This is a genomic window from Neobacillus sp. 19, assembly GCF_049463095.1.
In the GTDB taxonomy this organism is placed as follows: domain Bacteria; phylum Bacillota; class Bacilli; order Bacillales; family Cytobacillaceae; genus Neobacillus.
This window is the reverse complement of sequence record NZ_JBMPZU010000100.1, coordinates 85,162-100,834: the sequence shown is the minus strand read 5'-3', so window position 1 is coordinate 100,834 and position 15,673 is coordinate 85,162. Positions and strand designations below refer to the sequence as shown.

Sequence of the window (15,673 nt, the reverse complement as noted above, 5' to 3'; positions counted from 1 at the left end):
TACAAATCATATTTTCCAGGTAAAAAAAGGTGAATGCGAAGGACAATCATCCTTCGCATTTCCAAGTCCTGCAAAATTCAACTACTAAAAATTCATTACCCAGGAGGATCCGCCAATAACGGTAACCACAATAAAGATACCAACCGTTAACGTAAGCAATATATAGCCTCGATTTTTGGTCTCATTTAAATGCATAAAATAATAAATTTGAATAACAAATTGGAAGCAAGCAGCGACAAGAATAAAAACAATCAAATAGGATCTCTCCATCAAATCATTTAAGACTAATACGAGAGGAACTATCGTTAATAAGATGGAAATGGTAAAGCCAATAATATAGGACTTTGCAGATGTATGATGATCTTGTTGTTTATGATCTTTCCCCACCTTACATCACCCCCATCAAGTAAACAACAGTAAAGATAAAAATCCACACAACATCGAGAAAATGCCAATATAGACCAACAATGAATACTTTCCGTTCTGTGACTTCATTAATTCCATGGCGCGCCAACTGTATAGTCGCACTTGCCATCCAGATGATACCAGCAGAAACGTGAAGTCCATGTGTTCCAACTAAGACAAAGAAGGCAGAAAGAAAAGCACTTGTTGAAATCGTGGCTCCTTCATTAACCAAGGTTATAAATTCTCGAACTTCTAAGCCTATAAACCCTAAACCAAGTATCATGGTAATGATTAGCCATCCAACCACATTTTGTTTATAACCCTTCTTTAACGCTAAGGTTGCAAGACCGCTTGTAAAGCTGCTCGTTAAAAGAAGGAAGGTCTCTGCTACAAAAATTGGAACTTCAAACAGTTCTTGACCAGTCGGACCTCCATTATATCGGTTCTTTAATATTGCGTACGTAGCAAACAATACGGAAAACAAGATTAAGTCCGTTATCAAGAAAATCCAAAATCCAAATATCTTTAATGAACTTTCATCATGACCATGTTCTTCATGGTCATGATGTTTAGGATGGGACAGTGTGTGTTCCATTAACGTGCACCTCCCGAAATAGCTTCAGTTTGTTTAACTTCTTCTGATGAAATATAGTAATCTGTATTATTTTGAAAATAACGTGTGAGCATTGATCCGGCAACACCGACCAAACCAATAATGCCAATCCAAGTCCATTCAAATACAAAGCCAAACCCTGCAATAAACCAGAATGCGCCCATAATAAATGGAATGCCTGAATCCTTTGGCATATGAATTGGTTTATAGACTTCTCCCTTTTTATACGTCTTAATCCCCTTTTGCTTTTTATACCACCAATCATCTTGTTCTTCGACTTGTGGAATAACCGCAAAATTATAGGCCGGTGCAGGGGATGGTATCGACCATTCTAACGTACGGCCATTCCACGGATCACCAGTTGTATCCTTCTTCCCAAACTTAATACCGTGAAGAATTTGGTACACTTGGAATAAGAATCCGATTCCCATGAGAAAAGCCCCAATAGTCGATACGAAGTTTAAAGACGTCCAGCCCATGTCCCAGCTGTAGGTGTAAACACGGCGCGGCATGCCCATAAATCCTAAAGCATATTGCGGCATAAATGTTCCGTAGAAACCCACTACCCAGAACCAAAAGGCCCATTTCCCAATTTTCTCGCTTAATGAAAAACCAAAGATTTTTGGCCACCAATAATAAATACCTGAAAAGAAGCCGAATACAACCCCACCTATTAACACTTGGTGAAAGTGGGCAATTAGAAAGTAACTGTTGTGGTATTGGAAATCAGCAGGCGCTACCGCAAGCATGACTCCTGTCCCTCCACCAACTAAGAAAGTCGGAATAAAGGCAAATGTCCAAAGCATTGGTGTTTTAAACTCAACCCGCCCCCTAAACATGGTAAAGATCCAATTAAATACCTTAACTCCGGTAGGAATCGCAACAGCCATTGTAGTGACTGCAAAGAATGCATCCACCTTTGAATCTGCCATCGTAAAGAAGTGGTGAACCCAGGTTAGGAATGACAAAATACTGATACTTAGTAAGGCAAAAACCATTGACTTATAACCAAAGATTTTCTTTTTCGAAAACGTACTGACAACTTCCGAAAAAATTCCAAATGCCGGCAGGACAACTAGATATACCTCAGGGTGTCCCCACATCCAAATTAAATTGATGTAATACATTGGATTTCCCCCGCCATCTAACGTAAAGAAATGTGCTCCAAAGTATCGATCAACGAAAAGCAAAGCTAAAGTTACTGTTAAAATCGGGAATGCAAAGATGATAATGATACAGCTTGAAAGAACAGACCAAGAAAACATTGGCATCTTCATAAGCTTCATCCCTGGTGCACGCATTTTTAAAATGGTCACCAAAAAGTTAATTCCAGTTGCTAAACTTCCAATTCCGGAGATTTGGATACCCCAAATATAGAAGTTTTGGCCGGGACCCGGACTAAACTTTTCCCCAGATAATGGTGGATAGCTTAGCCATCCTGCATCCGGAGATCCGCCAATAACAAAAGATAAGTTAAAGAGCATCGCTCCAAAGAAGAATAGCCAAAAACTTACTGCGTTTAAAAATGGATATGCAACATCACGAGCACCTAATTGAAGTGGTACTACCATATTAAACAATGCAAACATTAATGGCATCGCCATGAATAAGATCATAATTGTTCCATGGGTAGTGAAAATTTGATTGTAATGCTCAGAATTCAATAATTTCATATCCGGTAATGCCAGCTGGGTTCTCATTAGAAGGGCATCAATGCCCCCGCGGAATAGCATTAATAGCGAGGCAATCAAGTACATGATACCAATTTTTTTATGGTCAACAGTTGTCAGCCATTCCCGCCATAGCCAGCCCCATTTTTTATAATAGGTTAGAACAAAGACAATCGCGATCATGGTTAAAGCAATCGACACATCAGCCGCATAAATCATTGGGTTTCCTGTCACAAAAAAATCTTCTGCAAAGGATTTAATTTCATCTAACAATTTTAACTCCTCCTTCCTATAAACCTATTTATTTTCCTCTTGTTGATTGCTTTTGTAATACTGACCGCCATTTTTGTTGATAATATAGTTAAACAATTCTTTTGGATAAGACGTAAATTCCTGTTTCTTTACAACACCAGGATTGCTAAGCTTCTCATATCCTTCCATTGTTAATGAATTCGAACCAGCCTTTACCTCTTTTACCCAACTATTAAAGTCTTTTTCTGATTTGGCAATCACATCAAATTTCATATCCGTAAAACCTTCCCCGCTGAAATTATTGGCAGTACCATAATACTTACCCTCTGCTTCAGCCTCTAACCAAAGTTCAAGTGCTTTACCTGGTATTGTATATTTTTGACCTCCCAATTGGGGAACCCAAAACGAATTGATTGGGGCATCTGTTGTTAATTCAAACTTGACAGGGCGGTCGGTTGGTATTTCTGCATAGTTAACCGTTGCAATTCCTTGCTCAGGGTATAAAAACAGCCATTTCCAATCAAGGGAAGTAACTTGAATTGTCATTGGTTTTACTTCTGGTGATGGTGATTTAGCAAGTGCAAAGGTATCTCTAACTGTGTAAATACTTAGTACTACAATAACCAAAACAGGAATTCCCCACCAAACAATTTCCATCCACTTATTATCATCCCACTCTGGTTTATAAGATGCCTTATTTCCTTTTTTATCCCGATATCGAAAAATGACATAAAAGAAAAAAAGCAATACAGGGATAATGAAAACCCCTAAAATAACGGTGGACAATATAATCAGATTTAGTTGCGTTTCACCGACAGGTCCTTTAGGATCTAAGACAATATAATTCTCACTGCACCCCGATAAAACACCGATTAAAACTGCCATCAAACTTACTAGTGAGAACTTTTTTATATTCGTCAACTTCATTAACTTTATACACCCTCTCCTTATTCACATAAAAATTAATCTTTTTTAATTATGACGATTTATATTCCACTCCCTTTATTCTATTTAAAACATTACAACGTTGGAAAGCCAGGATAATAAGTTTTAATAAAATGTTCATAATCTATTCAAATTTCTGTCACCTAATCGACAAAATTAATCTCCAATTTTGTTATATTTGAACTTGAAAATTATTTGGCTATATGATAAAAAAGTTATTTTTCAATGTAAATGGTGTTTTCTGAAAAACCCATCCTTCTTATGAGTAACGGGTTCGGATTTTGAAGTACCCCCCCTTTTTAACAATGCATTAGTTTATTAAATCGCAAATTTATTAATTACCAAGCACCAAAAAATGCCCAAAGGTATCCTCTGGGCATTTCTTTTTCATCAGTTGAACTGAGATAGGCTTTACTTTATAGAAATAATAATTAAATAAAGGATCGAAGTTTTAAGATTTCTGATTCAGGTATCTTTAGTTTTATACAGTTCGCTTATATTCAACTTTCCAACTAAGCATTGTATTTAAGAGGCATTTTGCTAAAAAAAATTCACAAGATGAAACCGTTATCTACGAGGGACTGACTTAAATACAGCTACCAAAATTCATTGTTTTCTACTCTCAACATATTTATACGTTGAATGAAGGACGGCACCAATAATAAAAATTTGTAAACTTGCAATAATAAAACCACAGGTGAGGACTGCTACAAGACCATGATTTAAACCGCTTACAAAAAGTAGTAGCAACACGATTCCAATAAGAAGATAAATTAATGCAATTCTACTCATCAAAACTGCTGGTTTGAGATATTCATTTTTCTTAACAACAAACTTTTTAAAAGAAAATACGTTGGATATGATCATCACACCCCAATAAGATAAAAATCAATTGTGAATATTAGGAAAATTGCAAATAAAGCCTTCACTTTTATTGTTATATTTTATCATATTATTGGCTATTTATTCTTATTTTTTTGAGGGTTTTATATAACGGCTTTTTTGAGTATGGAAAATAGAAAAGATCCAACCTTTGGTTTGGATCTTAAATAGAGGGTTTTGAATAAGCATGTAGTTGTCCTAGCTACAATTGTTATTGTAGTTCAAAATTATTACCATTATATGAACAAATTTTTATAATAAAATTAAATTCAACTTTTTAAGCTGCTTGATCTAGCTATAGGTTAACCACTGTTTGGCTCCCTCGAATTATAATTAAAGGTAAAGGGTAGATGTCATACAATCAAACATGCCACCAAAAACAATTATTGTAGATAGGAAAGATACGGAAGAAATTTTTATTGTTTTTCCCTTCCTTATTTTAATAAGTTAAAGTAAATCAAAAAAAAACAAAATTAATACCCATTAAAAAGAGATTCCCTGCTAATTTTGCTGAGAAACAATAAATAACAGCCCTTTTGTAGAAGAGCTGTTACATTGAAACTTATTCAATTTTTTCGGAGCTAAGTTTTATTTATTGTTCATGCGTCCAAGTAATTGATTCTCCTGTTTTGGGACAGTTTGGGAACTTATCTCCTTGTTGCAGTACCACATGCTCACCATCTGCATCTACATAATGACCTGATTCCATAACAGTTTCCCCGGTTCTATGAGTGTGGCTTGCATGAGTCCAGGTTGTTGAGTCTCCTGTGGATGGACAAACAGGAAATGTTTCTCCTTGATGCAGTTCTTTTTTTTCTCCGGTAGCACAAATGTAGGTACCAGCTTCTGATACAGTTTCTCCTGTGTGGTGATGGTCTGCCATATGAGTCATAAGAATTCCTCCTTTTTTACTAAACAATTGTTAGTCTCTCACAGACCCATTAAATTATTCTATTGATGAAATGGAAGAAAACGTAAGAAATAATGAATTCCAATCATCCCCAAAACCGTGATTAATACCACTTTGCTTTTCGGTAGGTGTTTGGATTTCTTCCAAAGTAATTCATAAAATGTGACATAACCCATTGTCCCAAGTGTCATTCCCATCATAACGGTATTCCATTTAATTGAATCCATTCTTATATTCTTACCTATAAAAATATTCGCCACGATAACAATGGATAGAATAATGCAATAAAATGCAAATAAACTATTTTTCCGTTTAATACTAGGAATTGATGACATTATAATCATGCCTTCAGGAATATGATGAAAAACAAAAGTGGCTAATAATCCATAGTTATCCGGGTTTTGAAGACTCAGTCCAAAGCTAACCCCTGTGGGAATACTGTGAATAATTAATGCAATCAATAAAAGATAAAGTGTTTCATGATTTCCATGGTGAAGTTGGGATTTATTATGTAAAATAAACTCCATTGAAATCATGATAAAAACACCAATTGAAATGCCAGTAAAAATGCCGATGGATTGAAAATGGCTAAATGCATCAGGTAGTAATTCAAATGCAAACATCCCTGCCAATAATCCCCCGCAAAGGATTTGTAAATAAAGGGAATTTTTATTTAGAAAATGAAACATAAGTCGAATTAAGTATCCACCTAGAAACATCGCTCCCAAAATAAGTAGAATTAAAAAACCACTTAATTTTAATTCTTCAATCATTCCTTACCCCCATTTAATGACCTTAATCATTGGTCAAAGGTTTATCAATTAAGGATATGTGTTCTAGCCATTAAATAGAAGAAGTTACTATAACTTCACTTTACTCCCATAAAAAAACAGCACTCCTATTTATGAAGAATGCTGACGTCCAGCGATGAAAACCGCTGTATTGCCTCCAAAAAAAGCGCTTGAACCAATGGTTACCAATCAGGAAACTGCATGAATATTGCTGCTAGAATAGAATTTCTTTTATATACATATCTCCTTTTTGTGGTTCTTTTTTGGCTCACAAACGGCAATCCAAACAATAATTAAACCAAGCACATAACATTTTGACCTTGCATCTGCAAGTAGCACGGCAATTTGCCCCCGACTGCCCTTTAGATTCCACATCACGGTGAATACCCTCGCCACTAGCTAACAGTTCCTTCCCCAAGCCTTTTATAGACTTTCAAGATATAGCCCAACCGGGCGTGTACAAAAAAGTAGCCAATTTTATTATATGGCTACTCACTTTTATATTCTCGTATTTCATTTATTCGCTTTCTTATCTACATGATCCAGCTTCAACATGATAAAAGTCAGTATACCTGATAGGAGTGCCCCTCCTATAGCTATCAGTATACGCAATTGTAGTTGTACTGCTGCATGATACTTTCCTAGCATCCAAGTAGCTATAACTGCGACAACAATCATAATGGGTATGACGATTTTGAAACGTTTCATGATGTCCCCTTTCATTTACGTTATTTTTTATAGTATTTTTACAACGTATATTTTTTGTTTTCCCTTAATCAAAGTATACTGTTTTTATTTCAGTCCCAAAAATATATACTTTATATGTTTTAAGATTTAAATGGACAAAGACAGCATCAAACCTATATATAAAACAATGATAAAAATCACTCCAAATGTTACCGATAGTATAGGTCTTCTCTGCTTAAAGCTGAACAAAATCAGTAACAAAAATAGTATTGAAAGAATGACCAATATTATCGATTGGAATGAAGGTACTAAATGCATTTGTATGGTCGAAAGGATATTTTTCCCTAATAACCATTCCACCCACTTAGATGCACCCTCCGACTTCACGGTAAATTCAACTTCATGTGGCGGCGATAACGTCCCCATCACCGAAGTGAAATAAAAAACAATAAATAAAATAATGCTTTCTCCTCTTATCCACGGTTTAGGATTGAATGATGAAATATTTAACGATTTTCTTGAAAGTATACCGTTTATTAAGGCAAAAGCGATAACGGGAATTATACTAATATGCTTTAAAAGCAACATTTGCCCATAAGGCAATGCCCATGACTTTACATAATCTTTCGGTTCAACAACAAATAACATCAGATAGATTCCACTAAGGATGATTATTATTAAAGAAAAAGCCGCAAATGGAGTAAACCAGCGTAAAAATTTTGACCAATTATTATGATCCTTAGAGAACCAAGCAATATGAATTAAAATTCCTGTCCATAATGTTACCATTAAAAAATGAGTGCTGTGAGACCATAAGCCTGCCCAAAATGACAATGATGCCACATGACTGGAATAACCGACACCTAATATCATTAACAGTAGTAATAGTGATTGTAGATATTTAGAGCCATTTAGGATGATGGCAATCCATAATAAAGTTGCCATAAATCCAATAAAAATCCAAGCCTTTCCAACTTGGAAATCTAATAAAACAGATTTAGTAGCTAGAGCGAGACCAATTCCATCTTGAAAATAGGAAATGGTCTGAACAATAGGCCCTAACGTAAAAATAATAATCCCAAGTGTAGAAAGCAGTAAGACCGGTTTTGCAATTGTGATTTTAGGCTTAGTTGCTTCAGGTACAAATTGTAAGGCAACGTGTCCTATTAAAATTGAAAACACGAGATAATTTCCAAATTCAGCAAAAGGAATTACAAAACCCATAATTAACGCTTCCTTCTAAATAAGAGAAACAAACCGATAACCAAAATTAGGACAACTGCCACAATGATAATGTTTTTCAAGTCTGAAGAGGAATCCTTATCTTGCATATTAATTTGATCTTGTTTTGTATTCTCTATTTTAGTTTCTTCTTTTTTAACTTTCACAGGCTCTTTCGTTTCTGACTTTTGGTCCAACTTCACTTCTTCTTTTTCTACAGTAAAAGGAATTTCACCTGTTATCGGGTGACCGTCTTCGCCAGCAATACTCCACGTAAGTGTATAAGAACCATTTTCTAAGGGGGCAGATAATGTACCTATTAATTGATTTTCTTTTGGTGTAACACTTACTTCTGGCCCTTCTTGTCCATCTTTTATTAATGTCATTGTGCTTAAGGATTCAATCTTACCTCCATATGTTAAGACGATTTCTTTTAGGTCTTCTGTCACCACTTGATTTTCAGCAGGGTTAGAAGAAGTTAATTCCGTATGTGCACTTGCGATGGTCGGTATCATCACCAATAGGCAAATTAATAAAAATAGTATTTTTTTCATTTTGTTTCTCCTCTCTTAATACCTATAATTTTCCTATACAATCCATTCATCATAACATTTTTATCTTGTATTAAAATGCAATTATTTTCAACCAATTTGTATATCTCATAAAAATCCAACCCTATATCTGTTCCGAAAAATTTAACGATTGGACGAAGGATTTTTTGTTTCTTTGTCATTTTTTTATTTTGAGTGACAAACTTATCAAAAATAAGAAAGCTGCCATTTTTCTTCAAAACCCTTACTATCTCATCCAGCGTTTTTACAGGATCCGGGACCACACTTAGAATTAAACTTGCAACAATAAAATCAAAGGACTCTTCAGAGAAATTCATTTTTTGTGCATCCATTTCAAAAAAATGTACGGTTGATCCGGGATATTTTTGTTTTGCCACCTTCAACATATCATCAGAATAATCAATAGCCGTTATATCGTATCCTTTGTTCAAAAAGAAAGGAATATCAGCTCCTGTGCCAACGCCGACAAAAAGTATTTTACTTCCTTTTTCGAGAGGCAAATCGTTGAATATTTCTTTTCTGGCCTTCAAGAATACACCTGAATTAAAAAAACGATCATAAATAGGTGACCAGCATTTATATATCATGCGATTCCAACCATTATTCATGAATTCTCCCCTATTCATTTAATAATCCTAGTTTCTGTTTCCATTAAAAACCTGTAAAACCCCCAAATAAATAATTGGTTAAGAAAGAGATGAGAATTGTCATCCAATCAAAATACAAAACAATTCCCATAATAATCATTCCATAACCACCAAACATTATAATTTTAGGTGTCCATCTCTTCATTCCATTTATTTTCCCGATAAAGAAAGCCATTATAATAAAGGGAATTGAGAAACCTAGGGTGTACATCACCATATAAAACAATCCACCAGAAGGATTGGAAACCCCCATTGCGATAACAGCAGCAAGGATGGGTCCTGTGCAAGGTGTCCATCCTGCTGCAAAAGCCAACCCTATAAATAATGAACCAAAATAACCAGATGGCTTACTCTTAAATGCAATTTTTTTGTCCTTCATTAAAAATCGTGGATTAAGAATACCACTAACCACTAAACCAAAAAATACAATTAAAATTGCCCCTAACTGTCTTAGTAAATCATTATATCGAGTAAACAAACTTCCAATTAATGACGTAGAGAAACCAAGTGCCAGGAAAATAATCGAAAATCCCAATAAAAAAAAGAGTGTATGGAATATAGCACGTTTTTGAAACATCCCCTTGTTCCCTTTTAAATCATCAATAGAAACTCCTGTTATGTAAGAAATAAACGAAGGATATAATGGCAGACAACACGGCGAGATAAATGATAAAAAGCCCGCTCCAAATGCTAATAAGATATTTACATCAGACATTCATTAGTTCCTACTTTCCTTATTGCGATTTAATTTTTACTATATTCATCAAAAGAGCTCCCCGTTAAGGAAAGCCCTATTGATTATTTATCTTTCACTCGGAGGAGCCTTAGACCATTAAGCGTAACAATCAACGTGGCACCCATATCAGCAAAAATAGCAATCCAAAGGGTTAACCATCCTGGGATGACTAGTAATAAAGCTAAAAGTTTAATCCCTAAAGAGAAGGTGATATTCTGTTTAATGATAAATAAGGCTTTTCTGCTTAGTTTTAATGTGAATGGCAGTTTACCCAAGTCATCCGCCATTAAAGCAATATCAGCTGTCTCAAGGGCTGTATCCGTTCCTGCTCCGCCCATGGCAATACCGACAGTAGATGCAGCTAAAGCTGGTGCATCATTTACACCGTCTCCTACCATTGCCACATGGTCATATTTATTTCTTAATTCTTTAATGAAGGTTAATTTATCTTGAGGCAAAAGTTCAGCTTGTATTTCAGATACTCCTACCTGCTGACCGATAGCACCAGCTGTCCCTTTATTATCACCCGTTAACATGATGGTTTTTTGAATACCTAACGAGTGAAGTTTCTGAATAACTGATTTGCTGTTTCCTCTCACCTCGTCCGCAACTGCAAGTAATGCCAATATTTCTGTTGCGGTACCAACCACCATTACAGTTTTACCTTTATTTTGGAGGTCATTTATAGTTCCTTTTAGATTGGGTGGAATCCCATCCGCTAAAAATTCATCGAATAAATTAGGACTACCAACATAATACATTTTATCATTGACTCTGCCTTTGATTCCTTTACCTGTAATGGAAGAGAAGTCTTCAATAACAAGGTCTTGATAAGATAATCCTTCTTGTTCAGCCTTTTTCATGATTGCTGAAGCCAATGGATGTTGAGAACCATTTTCTAATGCAGCGATAACCATTAGAAGCTCTTTCGAATTTGAAGTTGTTTGGGTAAGATAATCTGTTACAACGGGAATTCCTTCTGTTAAAGTACCTGTTTTATCAAAAGCAATGGCTTTAATAGCCCCCATCTCTTCTAAATGGACCCCGCCTTTTATTAAAACACCATTTCTAGCAGCATTTCCTATGGCCGTCACAATCGACACAGGAGTGGAAATAACCAGAGCACAAGGACAACCGACCACAAGAACAGCTAGACCTTGGTAAATCCATTTACTCCAATCGCCATCAAATAATAGTGGAGGAATTACAGCCACTAACAACGAAATCAACATGATAACAGGCGTATAATACTTAGCAAAACGATCAACAAACGCTTGAGATGGTGCTCGTTCTGCTTGAGCTTCTTCAACTAGATGAATGATTTTTGCAATGGTGGTATCATCCACATGCTTGGTAACTTTAACTTCAAGAAGACCTTCTTCATTTAGAGTTCCAGCAAATACTTCATTATCCACTGATTTGGAAACAGGAACAGATTCCCCTGTAATCGCAGCTTGATTTACAGAAGATAATCCTTTTACAACCGTTCCATCCATGGCTATTTTCTGTCCAGGTTTTACGATTAATATATCGCCAATTTGAATATCGTCCACTTCCACTGTAATTTCTTGATTACCTCTTCGAATTAAAGCATCTTTTGGAGCAATATCCATTAAGGAACGAATCGATTGCCTTGCTTTATCCATCGAGTAGGATTCTAGAACCTCACTGATGGCGAACAAAATGACAACCGTTGCTCCTTCTCCCCACTCACCTATAATAGCAGCACCAATAACCGCTATTGTCATCAAGGTTCTCATATCAAAATCTAAACGGAATAAGTTTTTCAATCCCGTAATAAAAAGGCGATAACCACCTACTAAAATAGCAAAACAATACGCTAAAATCGATGAGATGCTTTCTTCGCCATTTATTTGTGCTGAAAACCATCCTATAAGCAAGAAAACAACTGAGGCAATGACCGTTGAATGCTTCTGTAAAAATGGTTCCTTTGTCTCTTCAAATCGTTGTTTTTCAGGAATGACTTTTATATTTTCAAAAGCCCCTGCTTTTTCTAATTCCTCTATTGTTGTTTCACCATAGATCGTAAGTTTTGAAGCCCCGAAATTTACACTTGCATTGACAACACCATCCAGGTGTTGGACGTTCTTTTCGAACTTTGTTGCACAGCCTGCTCAGGTGAATCCCTGTACACGGTATACTGTTTTTTCATTTGATTTTTCTAAAGCCTCGCTCATAGTTTTCAACCCACCTTTGATGCGTAATTGCGATTTTAATCAGTTGTCTCGTATGATCATCATCCAATGAATAAAAGACTAATTTACCTTCTTTACGGTATTTAGCTAAGCCTAAATTACGAAGAAATCGTAAATGATGAGATGCGGTGGCGGTCGTACTTCCTACAATGTTGGCTACATCACAGACACATAGTTCATCTTCTTCACTTAGTGCATAAGCAATCTTAATTCTAGTGTCATCGGCTAAAGCTTTAAATATTTGTGAGGCAGCCATTGTATTTTGCTTAGAAATAGATTCCTTTACCCGCTTCACTTTCTCTTCATCTACACAGGTTACTTCACATACATCATCGTGTTTCATTTTTTCACCCCCTTTTTATTCAAACACCTATTTGATTATAAGTATATGTCAATTAATAAAAATGGGCAAACGATTATTTGAATGTTTTGGTATGTGCTGTTAATCCCTTTGAATATTAGAATGTTGCATTCCTCTCTTGTTAACTTTCTGAAAGTAACAAAAAAGAACAACGAATTCGATGTTCTTTTTTGTTACTACTTATTCTGTTGGTGCCTTTTCTGATCCAACTGTTATTTCCTTTTTAGGCATATTGTGCATATCCCTTGCTGTTACATGAGCGACAATATAATATTTACCCTCTTCCGAAAATGTATTGTTAATAGAATAAATACCTTTGCCCTGTGATTTTCCTATATACCTTGCATGTTTTTCTTGACCTTCTTTCCATATTTCAAAATTCACTTCCTCGGCATCATTTACTTTATCTTCACCTTGTGTGACAATTGCTTCAATTTTTACCTCTTCCTTAGCGTTTACAATGTCAGGGGTTTTAATGGCCACCTCTAATAGTGCAGGAACTTCATCTTTTTGAGCAGTATTATCTGTTTTAGAACAACCTTCCAAGGCGATTAATAAACATAGCAGTAAAAAAAGATTTTTTTTCATAAGATCAATTCCACTCCTAGTGATTTAGGTTTTTATAAGTCAAAGTTTATTATACCGATTAATTTAACTGAAATTGTGTCAAATTAATGAACCTACTTTAAAATAAAAGATATTATTTTATGCTTGAACCATTGATTCTATACATAGAATTCGTTATCCTAATAATGAATTATGAAGAATTTTACCTATAAATAAGTTGATAATAGAACTTTGAAAGGAAGGTTAAATGAAGAAGTATTTATTTCCTATATTCACTATCTTCGCATTAGTTGCTGGTTGTTCTTCATCAGGAGATCAGTCTTCCAAGGAGGAGCAGTCAAACAGTAAAACCACAGAGCAAAGTGCTCCTGTTTTAACTTATAAAATAGGCAGTGATGATTGGTCTGCAATCACTACTTATAGTGACAGTCCAAAAGTATTAGAAGCCTACCAGTTTGCTGTCGAGCATCCCGAAGTGCTTAACTATATGCCTTGCTATTGTGGGTGCTACGAAGAAGATGGTCATACAAGCAATACAAATTGTTTTGTGGATAATGTAAAAGGAAGTACCGTTACCCTTGATACAATGGGCTTTGGCTGAGGGGTTTGTGTAGACATAGCCCGTGAGGCTAAATCAGAGTTTGAAAAAGGTACACCTTTAAAAGACATTCGAAATATGATTGATGAAAAATACAAGGGGACTGGAACACCGCCAACTCCCACACCTATGCCACAAGACTAAGAAAATTTAATAAACCGAAAGCAAGGGTTCAACTGAATAAGTTGAACCTTTTAAATTTGGATTTACATATGATTATTTTTAAAGGTCGGAGGAAAGAAATTATTTTGTTAAAATTAAATTTATTCTTAAGGGAGAGGAATAAATGAGGACAGTTGCTGATAGTAATTCCACTTATATTAACAATTAAATGTTAGGATTAATTGAACGGTTACACATCCCCTAAGCATTTATTTGCATAAATAATAAAGGTGTTCTCCCACTAGGAAAAAACAGTTACAACTACTTAAGTTTGATTTGCCTTTTGTGGATTACGCTAAGGCCAACTTTGTTTCCTCAGTTACAGCAGTAGGAATATTACCCGTTTTATTTATCATTGCTGGAGGATTTTTTAACGATTTTGTTAATATCTTTTGGAAACCTTAAAGAATTCCCGTTATTTTACCAATGATATTCTTTTAGCTATAACTATATTGACAAGAGTAATGGTATATAATAAAATTAGCATAATTTTTTATTTGAATAATTGTTCATATATTCAACAAAAAGATTTATTAGTCTTTTCCTTTTCTCTTCTTCGTGTTAATTGTTTTGTAAATTGGAGAATTTTATAAATATAAAGGAATAAAAAATAGGTTAAAAGGTGATGGTGATTGAAATGTTAGGGATCCAACTGGCCGGGGCAGCACCTGGTTTAGCCTTATTATTATTCTTCTATTTAAAAGATCGGTATGAACCAGAACCTCTCATCATGGTATTTCGAACATTTATTTTTGGTGCATTACTTGTATTTCCCATTGCCTTTATTGAATATGTACTTGAAGTAGAAAATATGGTTATGAATGAATTAAGCGTTGCCTTTTCTACAGGACTGATAGAAGAATTTTTTAAATGGTCTATTCTATATTTGGCCGCTTACAGGCATAGGGAATTTGATGAGCCTTTTGATGGAATTGTTTATGGAACCTCTTTATCGTTGGGATTTGCAACAGCTGAAAATATAATGTATTTGATGATAAATGGGATGGAATACGCTCTTATCCGTGCACTTTTGCCTGTATCGAGCCATGCATTGTTTGGTGTTATGATGGGATTTTACATTAGCAAGGCAAAGTTTACCAACGGACCAAAATGGCCTTGGATGGGGTTGTCATTCGTACTTCCATCCTTAATGCATGGGATATTTAATTATTTATTGTTAAGCCAGGAATCCTGGTTGGTGACTTTAATTCCTTTTATGATTTTCATATGGTGGTTTGGGATGAAAAAGGTACAAAAAGCGGAACTTTTGAGTAAAAATCATTTCAATAGGCAAGACAAACATTCATCCAGGACCTAATCAAATCAGGATACCAGTGTAATATAATAGTTATCTTCATTTTCAATTGATTTGCTTGGATAGTAATATAAACCATATAAAAGGGATACTTCATCAATCATTGAAATATGAATGAATCCC

Annotated in this window: 17 protein-coding genes; 2 read left to right on the top strand and 15 right to left on the bottom strand. The window is 35.2% G+C overall.

Annotated elements, in window-relative coordinates:
• Positions 1–84 precede the first annotated feature (84 nt).
• The 15 genes from ACO1D1_RS27830 to ACO1D1_RS27760 form a co-directional block, all read right to left on the bottom strand.
• Positions 85–387, bottom strand: a complete 303-nt coding sequence (locus tag ACO1D1_RS27830) for a cytochrome o ubiquinol oxidase subunit IV (protein WP_042353611.1) — start codon at positions 385–387, stop codon at positions 85–87.
• Position 388: 1 nt separating this feature from the next.
• Complete coding sequence (gene cyoC / locus ACO1D1_RS27825) at positions 389–1,000, bottom strand: cytochrome o ubiquinol oxidase subunit III (RefSeq protein WP_042353612.1); 612 nt, start codon at positions 998–1,000, stop codon at positions 389–391.
• Positions 1,000–2,961: a cbb3-type cytochrome c oxidase subunit I gene (locus ACO1D1_RS27820; protein ID WP_042353613.1), complete on the bottom strand. Its 1,962-nt coding sequence runs from the start codon at positions 2,959–2,961 to the stop codon at positions 1,000–1,002. The genes cyoC and ACO1D1_RS27820 overlap by 1 nt, the downstream gene beginning before the upstream one ends.
• 24 nt (positions 2,962–2,985) lie before the next feature.
• Complete coding sequence (gene qoxA / locus ACO1D1_RS27815) at positions 2,986–3,825, bottom strand: cytochrome aa3 quinol oxidase subunit II (RefSeq protein WP_423337727.1); 840 nt, start codon at positions 3,823–3,825, stop codon at positions 2,986–2,988.
• Between the two features lie 666 nt (positions 3,826–4,491).
• Positions 4,492–4,677, bottom strand: coding sequence for a hypothetical protein (locus ACO1D1_RS27810; protein WP_148347706.1), 186 nt, complete (start codon positions 4,675–4,677; stop codon positions 4,492–4,494).
• A 682-nt stretch (positions 4,678–5,359) separates the two neighbouring features.
• Positions 5,360–5,659, bottom strand: coding sequence for a hypothetical protein (locus ACO1D1_RS27805; protein WP_042353616.1), 300 nt, complete (start codon positions 5,657–5,659; stop codon positions 5,360–5,362).
• A 59-nt stretch (positions 5,660–5,718) separates the two neighbouring features.
• Positions 5,719–6,450: a ZIP family metal transporter gene (locus ACO1D1_RS27800; RefSeq protein ID WP_042353617.1), complete on the bottom strand. Its 732-nt coding sequence runs from the start codon at positions 6,448–6,450 to the stop codon at positions 5,719–5,721.
• A 249-nt stretch (positions 6,451–6,699) separates the two neighbouring features.
• Complete coding sequence (locus ACO1D1_RS27795) at positions 6,700–6,843, bottom strand: hypothetical protein (protein ID WP_423337726.1); 144 nt, start codon at positions 6,841–6,843, stop codon at positions 6,700–6,702.
• A gap of 459 nt (positions 6,844–7,302) precedes the next feature.
• Positions 7,303–8,379: a copper resistance D family protein gene (locus ACO1D1_RS27790; protein ID WP_042353619.1), complete on the bottom strand. Its 1,077-nt coding sequence runs from the start codon at positions 8,377–8,379 to the stop codon at positions 7,303–7,305.
• Between the two features lie 2 nt (positions 8,380–8,381).
• Positions 8,382–8,930, bottom strand: a complete 549-nt coding sequence (locus ACO1D1_RS27785) for a copper resistance CopC family protein (protein ID WP_042353620.1) — start codon at positions 8,928–8,930, stop codon at positions 8,382–8,384.
• Complete coding sequence (locus ACO1D1_RS27780) at positions 8,927–9,556, bottom strand: class I SAM-dependent methyltransferase (protein ID WP_042353621.1); 630 nt, start codon at positions 9,554–9,556, stop codon at positions 8,927–8,929. Before ACO1D1_RS27780 ends, ACO1D1_RS27785 begins: the two co-directional genes overlap by 4 nt.
• Before the next feature lie 43 nt (positions 9,557–9,599).
• On the bottom strand, positions 9,600–10,310 hold the full coding sequence (locus ACO1D1_RS27775) for a cytochrome c biogenesis CcdA family protein (protein WP_042353622.1): 711 nt from the start codon (positions 10,308–10,310) through the stop codon (positions 9,600–9,602).
• Positions 10,311–10,393: 83 nt separating this feature from the next.
• Entirely contained in the window at positions 10,394–12,529 is a 2,136-nt protein-coding gene (locus ACO1D1_RS27770) for a heavy metal translocating P-type ATPase (protein ID WP_082193048.1), read from the bottom strand.
• A complete protein-coding gene (locus tag ACO1D1_RS27765) occupies positions 12,501–12,890 on the bottom strand; it encodes an ArsR/SmtB family transcription factor (RefSeq protein WP_042353624.1) in 390 nt (129 codons plus the stop codon). The genes ACO1D1_RS27770 and ACO1D1_RS27765 overlap by 29 nt, the downstream gene beginning before the upstream one ends.
• Before the next feature lie 198 nt (positions 12,891–13,088).
• Positions 13,089–13,496, bottom strand: coding sequence for a FixH family protein (locus ACO1D1_RS27760; RefSeq protein WP_042353627.1), 408 nt, complete (start codon positions 13,494–13,496; stop codon positions 13,089–13,091).
• A gap of 226 nt (positions 13,497–13,722) precedes the next feature.
• Here ACO1D1_RS27760 and ACO1D1_RS27755 point away from each other — a divergent pair, with 226 nt between their 5' ends.
• A complete protein-coding gene (locus ACO1D1_RS27755) occupies positions 13,723–14,217 on the top strand; it encodes a PCYCGC motif-containing (lipo)protein (RefSeq protein ID WP_281288012.1) in 495 nt (164 codons plus the stop codon).
• Between the two features lie 655 nt (positions 14,218–14,872).
• The gene (gene prsW / locus ACO1D1_RS27750) at positions 14,873–15,553 is read left to right on the top strand and encodes a glutamic-type intramembrane protease PrsW (RefSeq protein ID WP_042353750.1); all 681 of its coding nucleotides are present in this window, start codon (positions 14,873–14,875) and stop codon (positions 15,551–15,553) included.
• Positions 15,554–15,673: the final 120 nt, after the last annotated feature.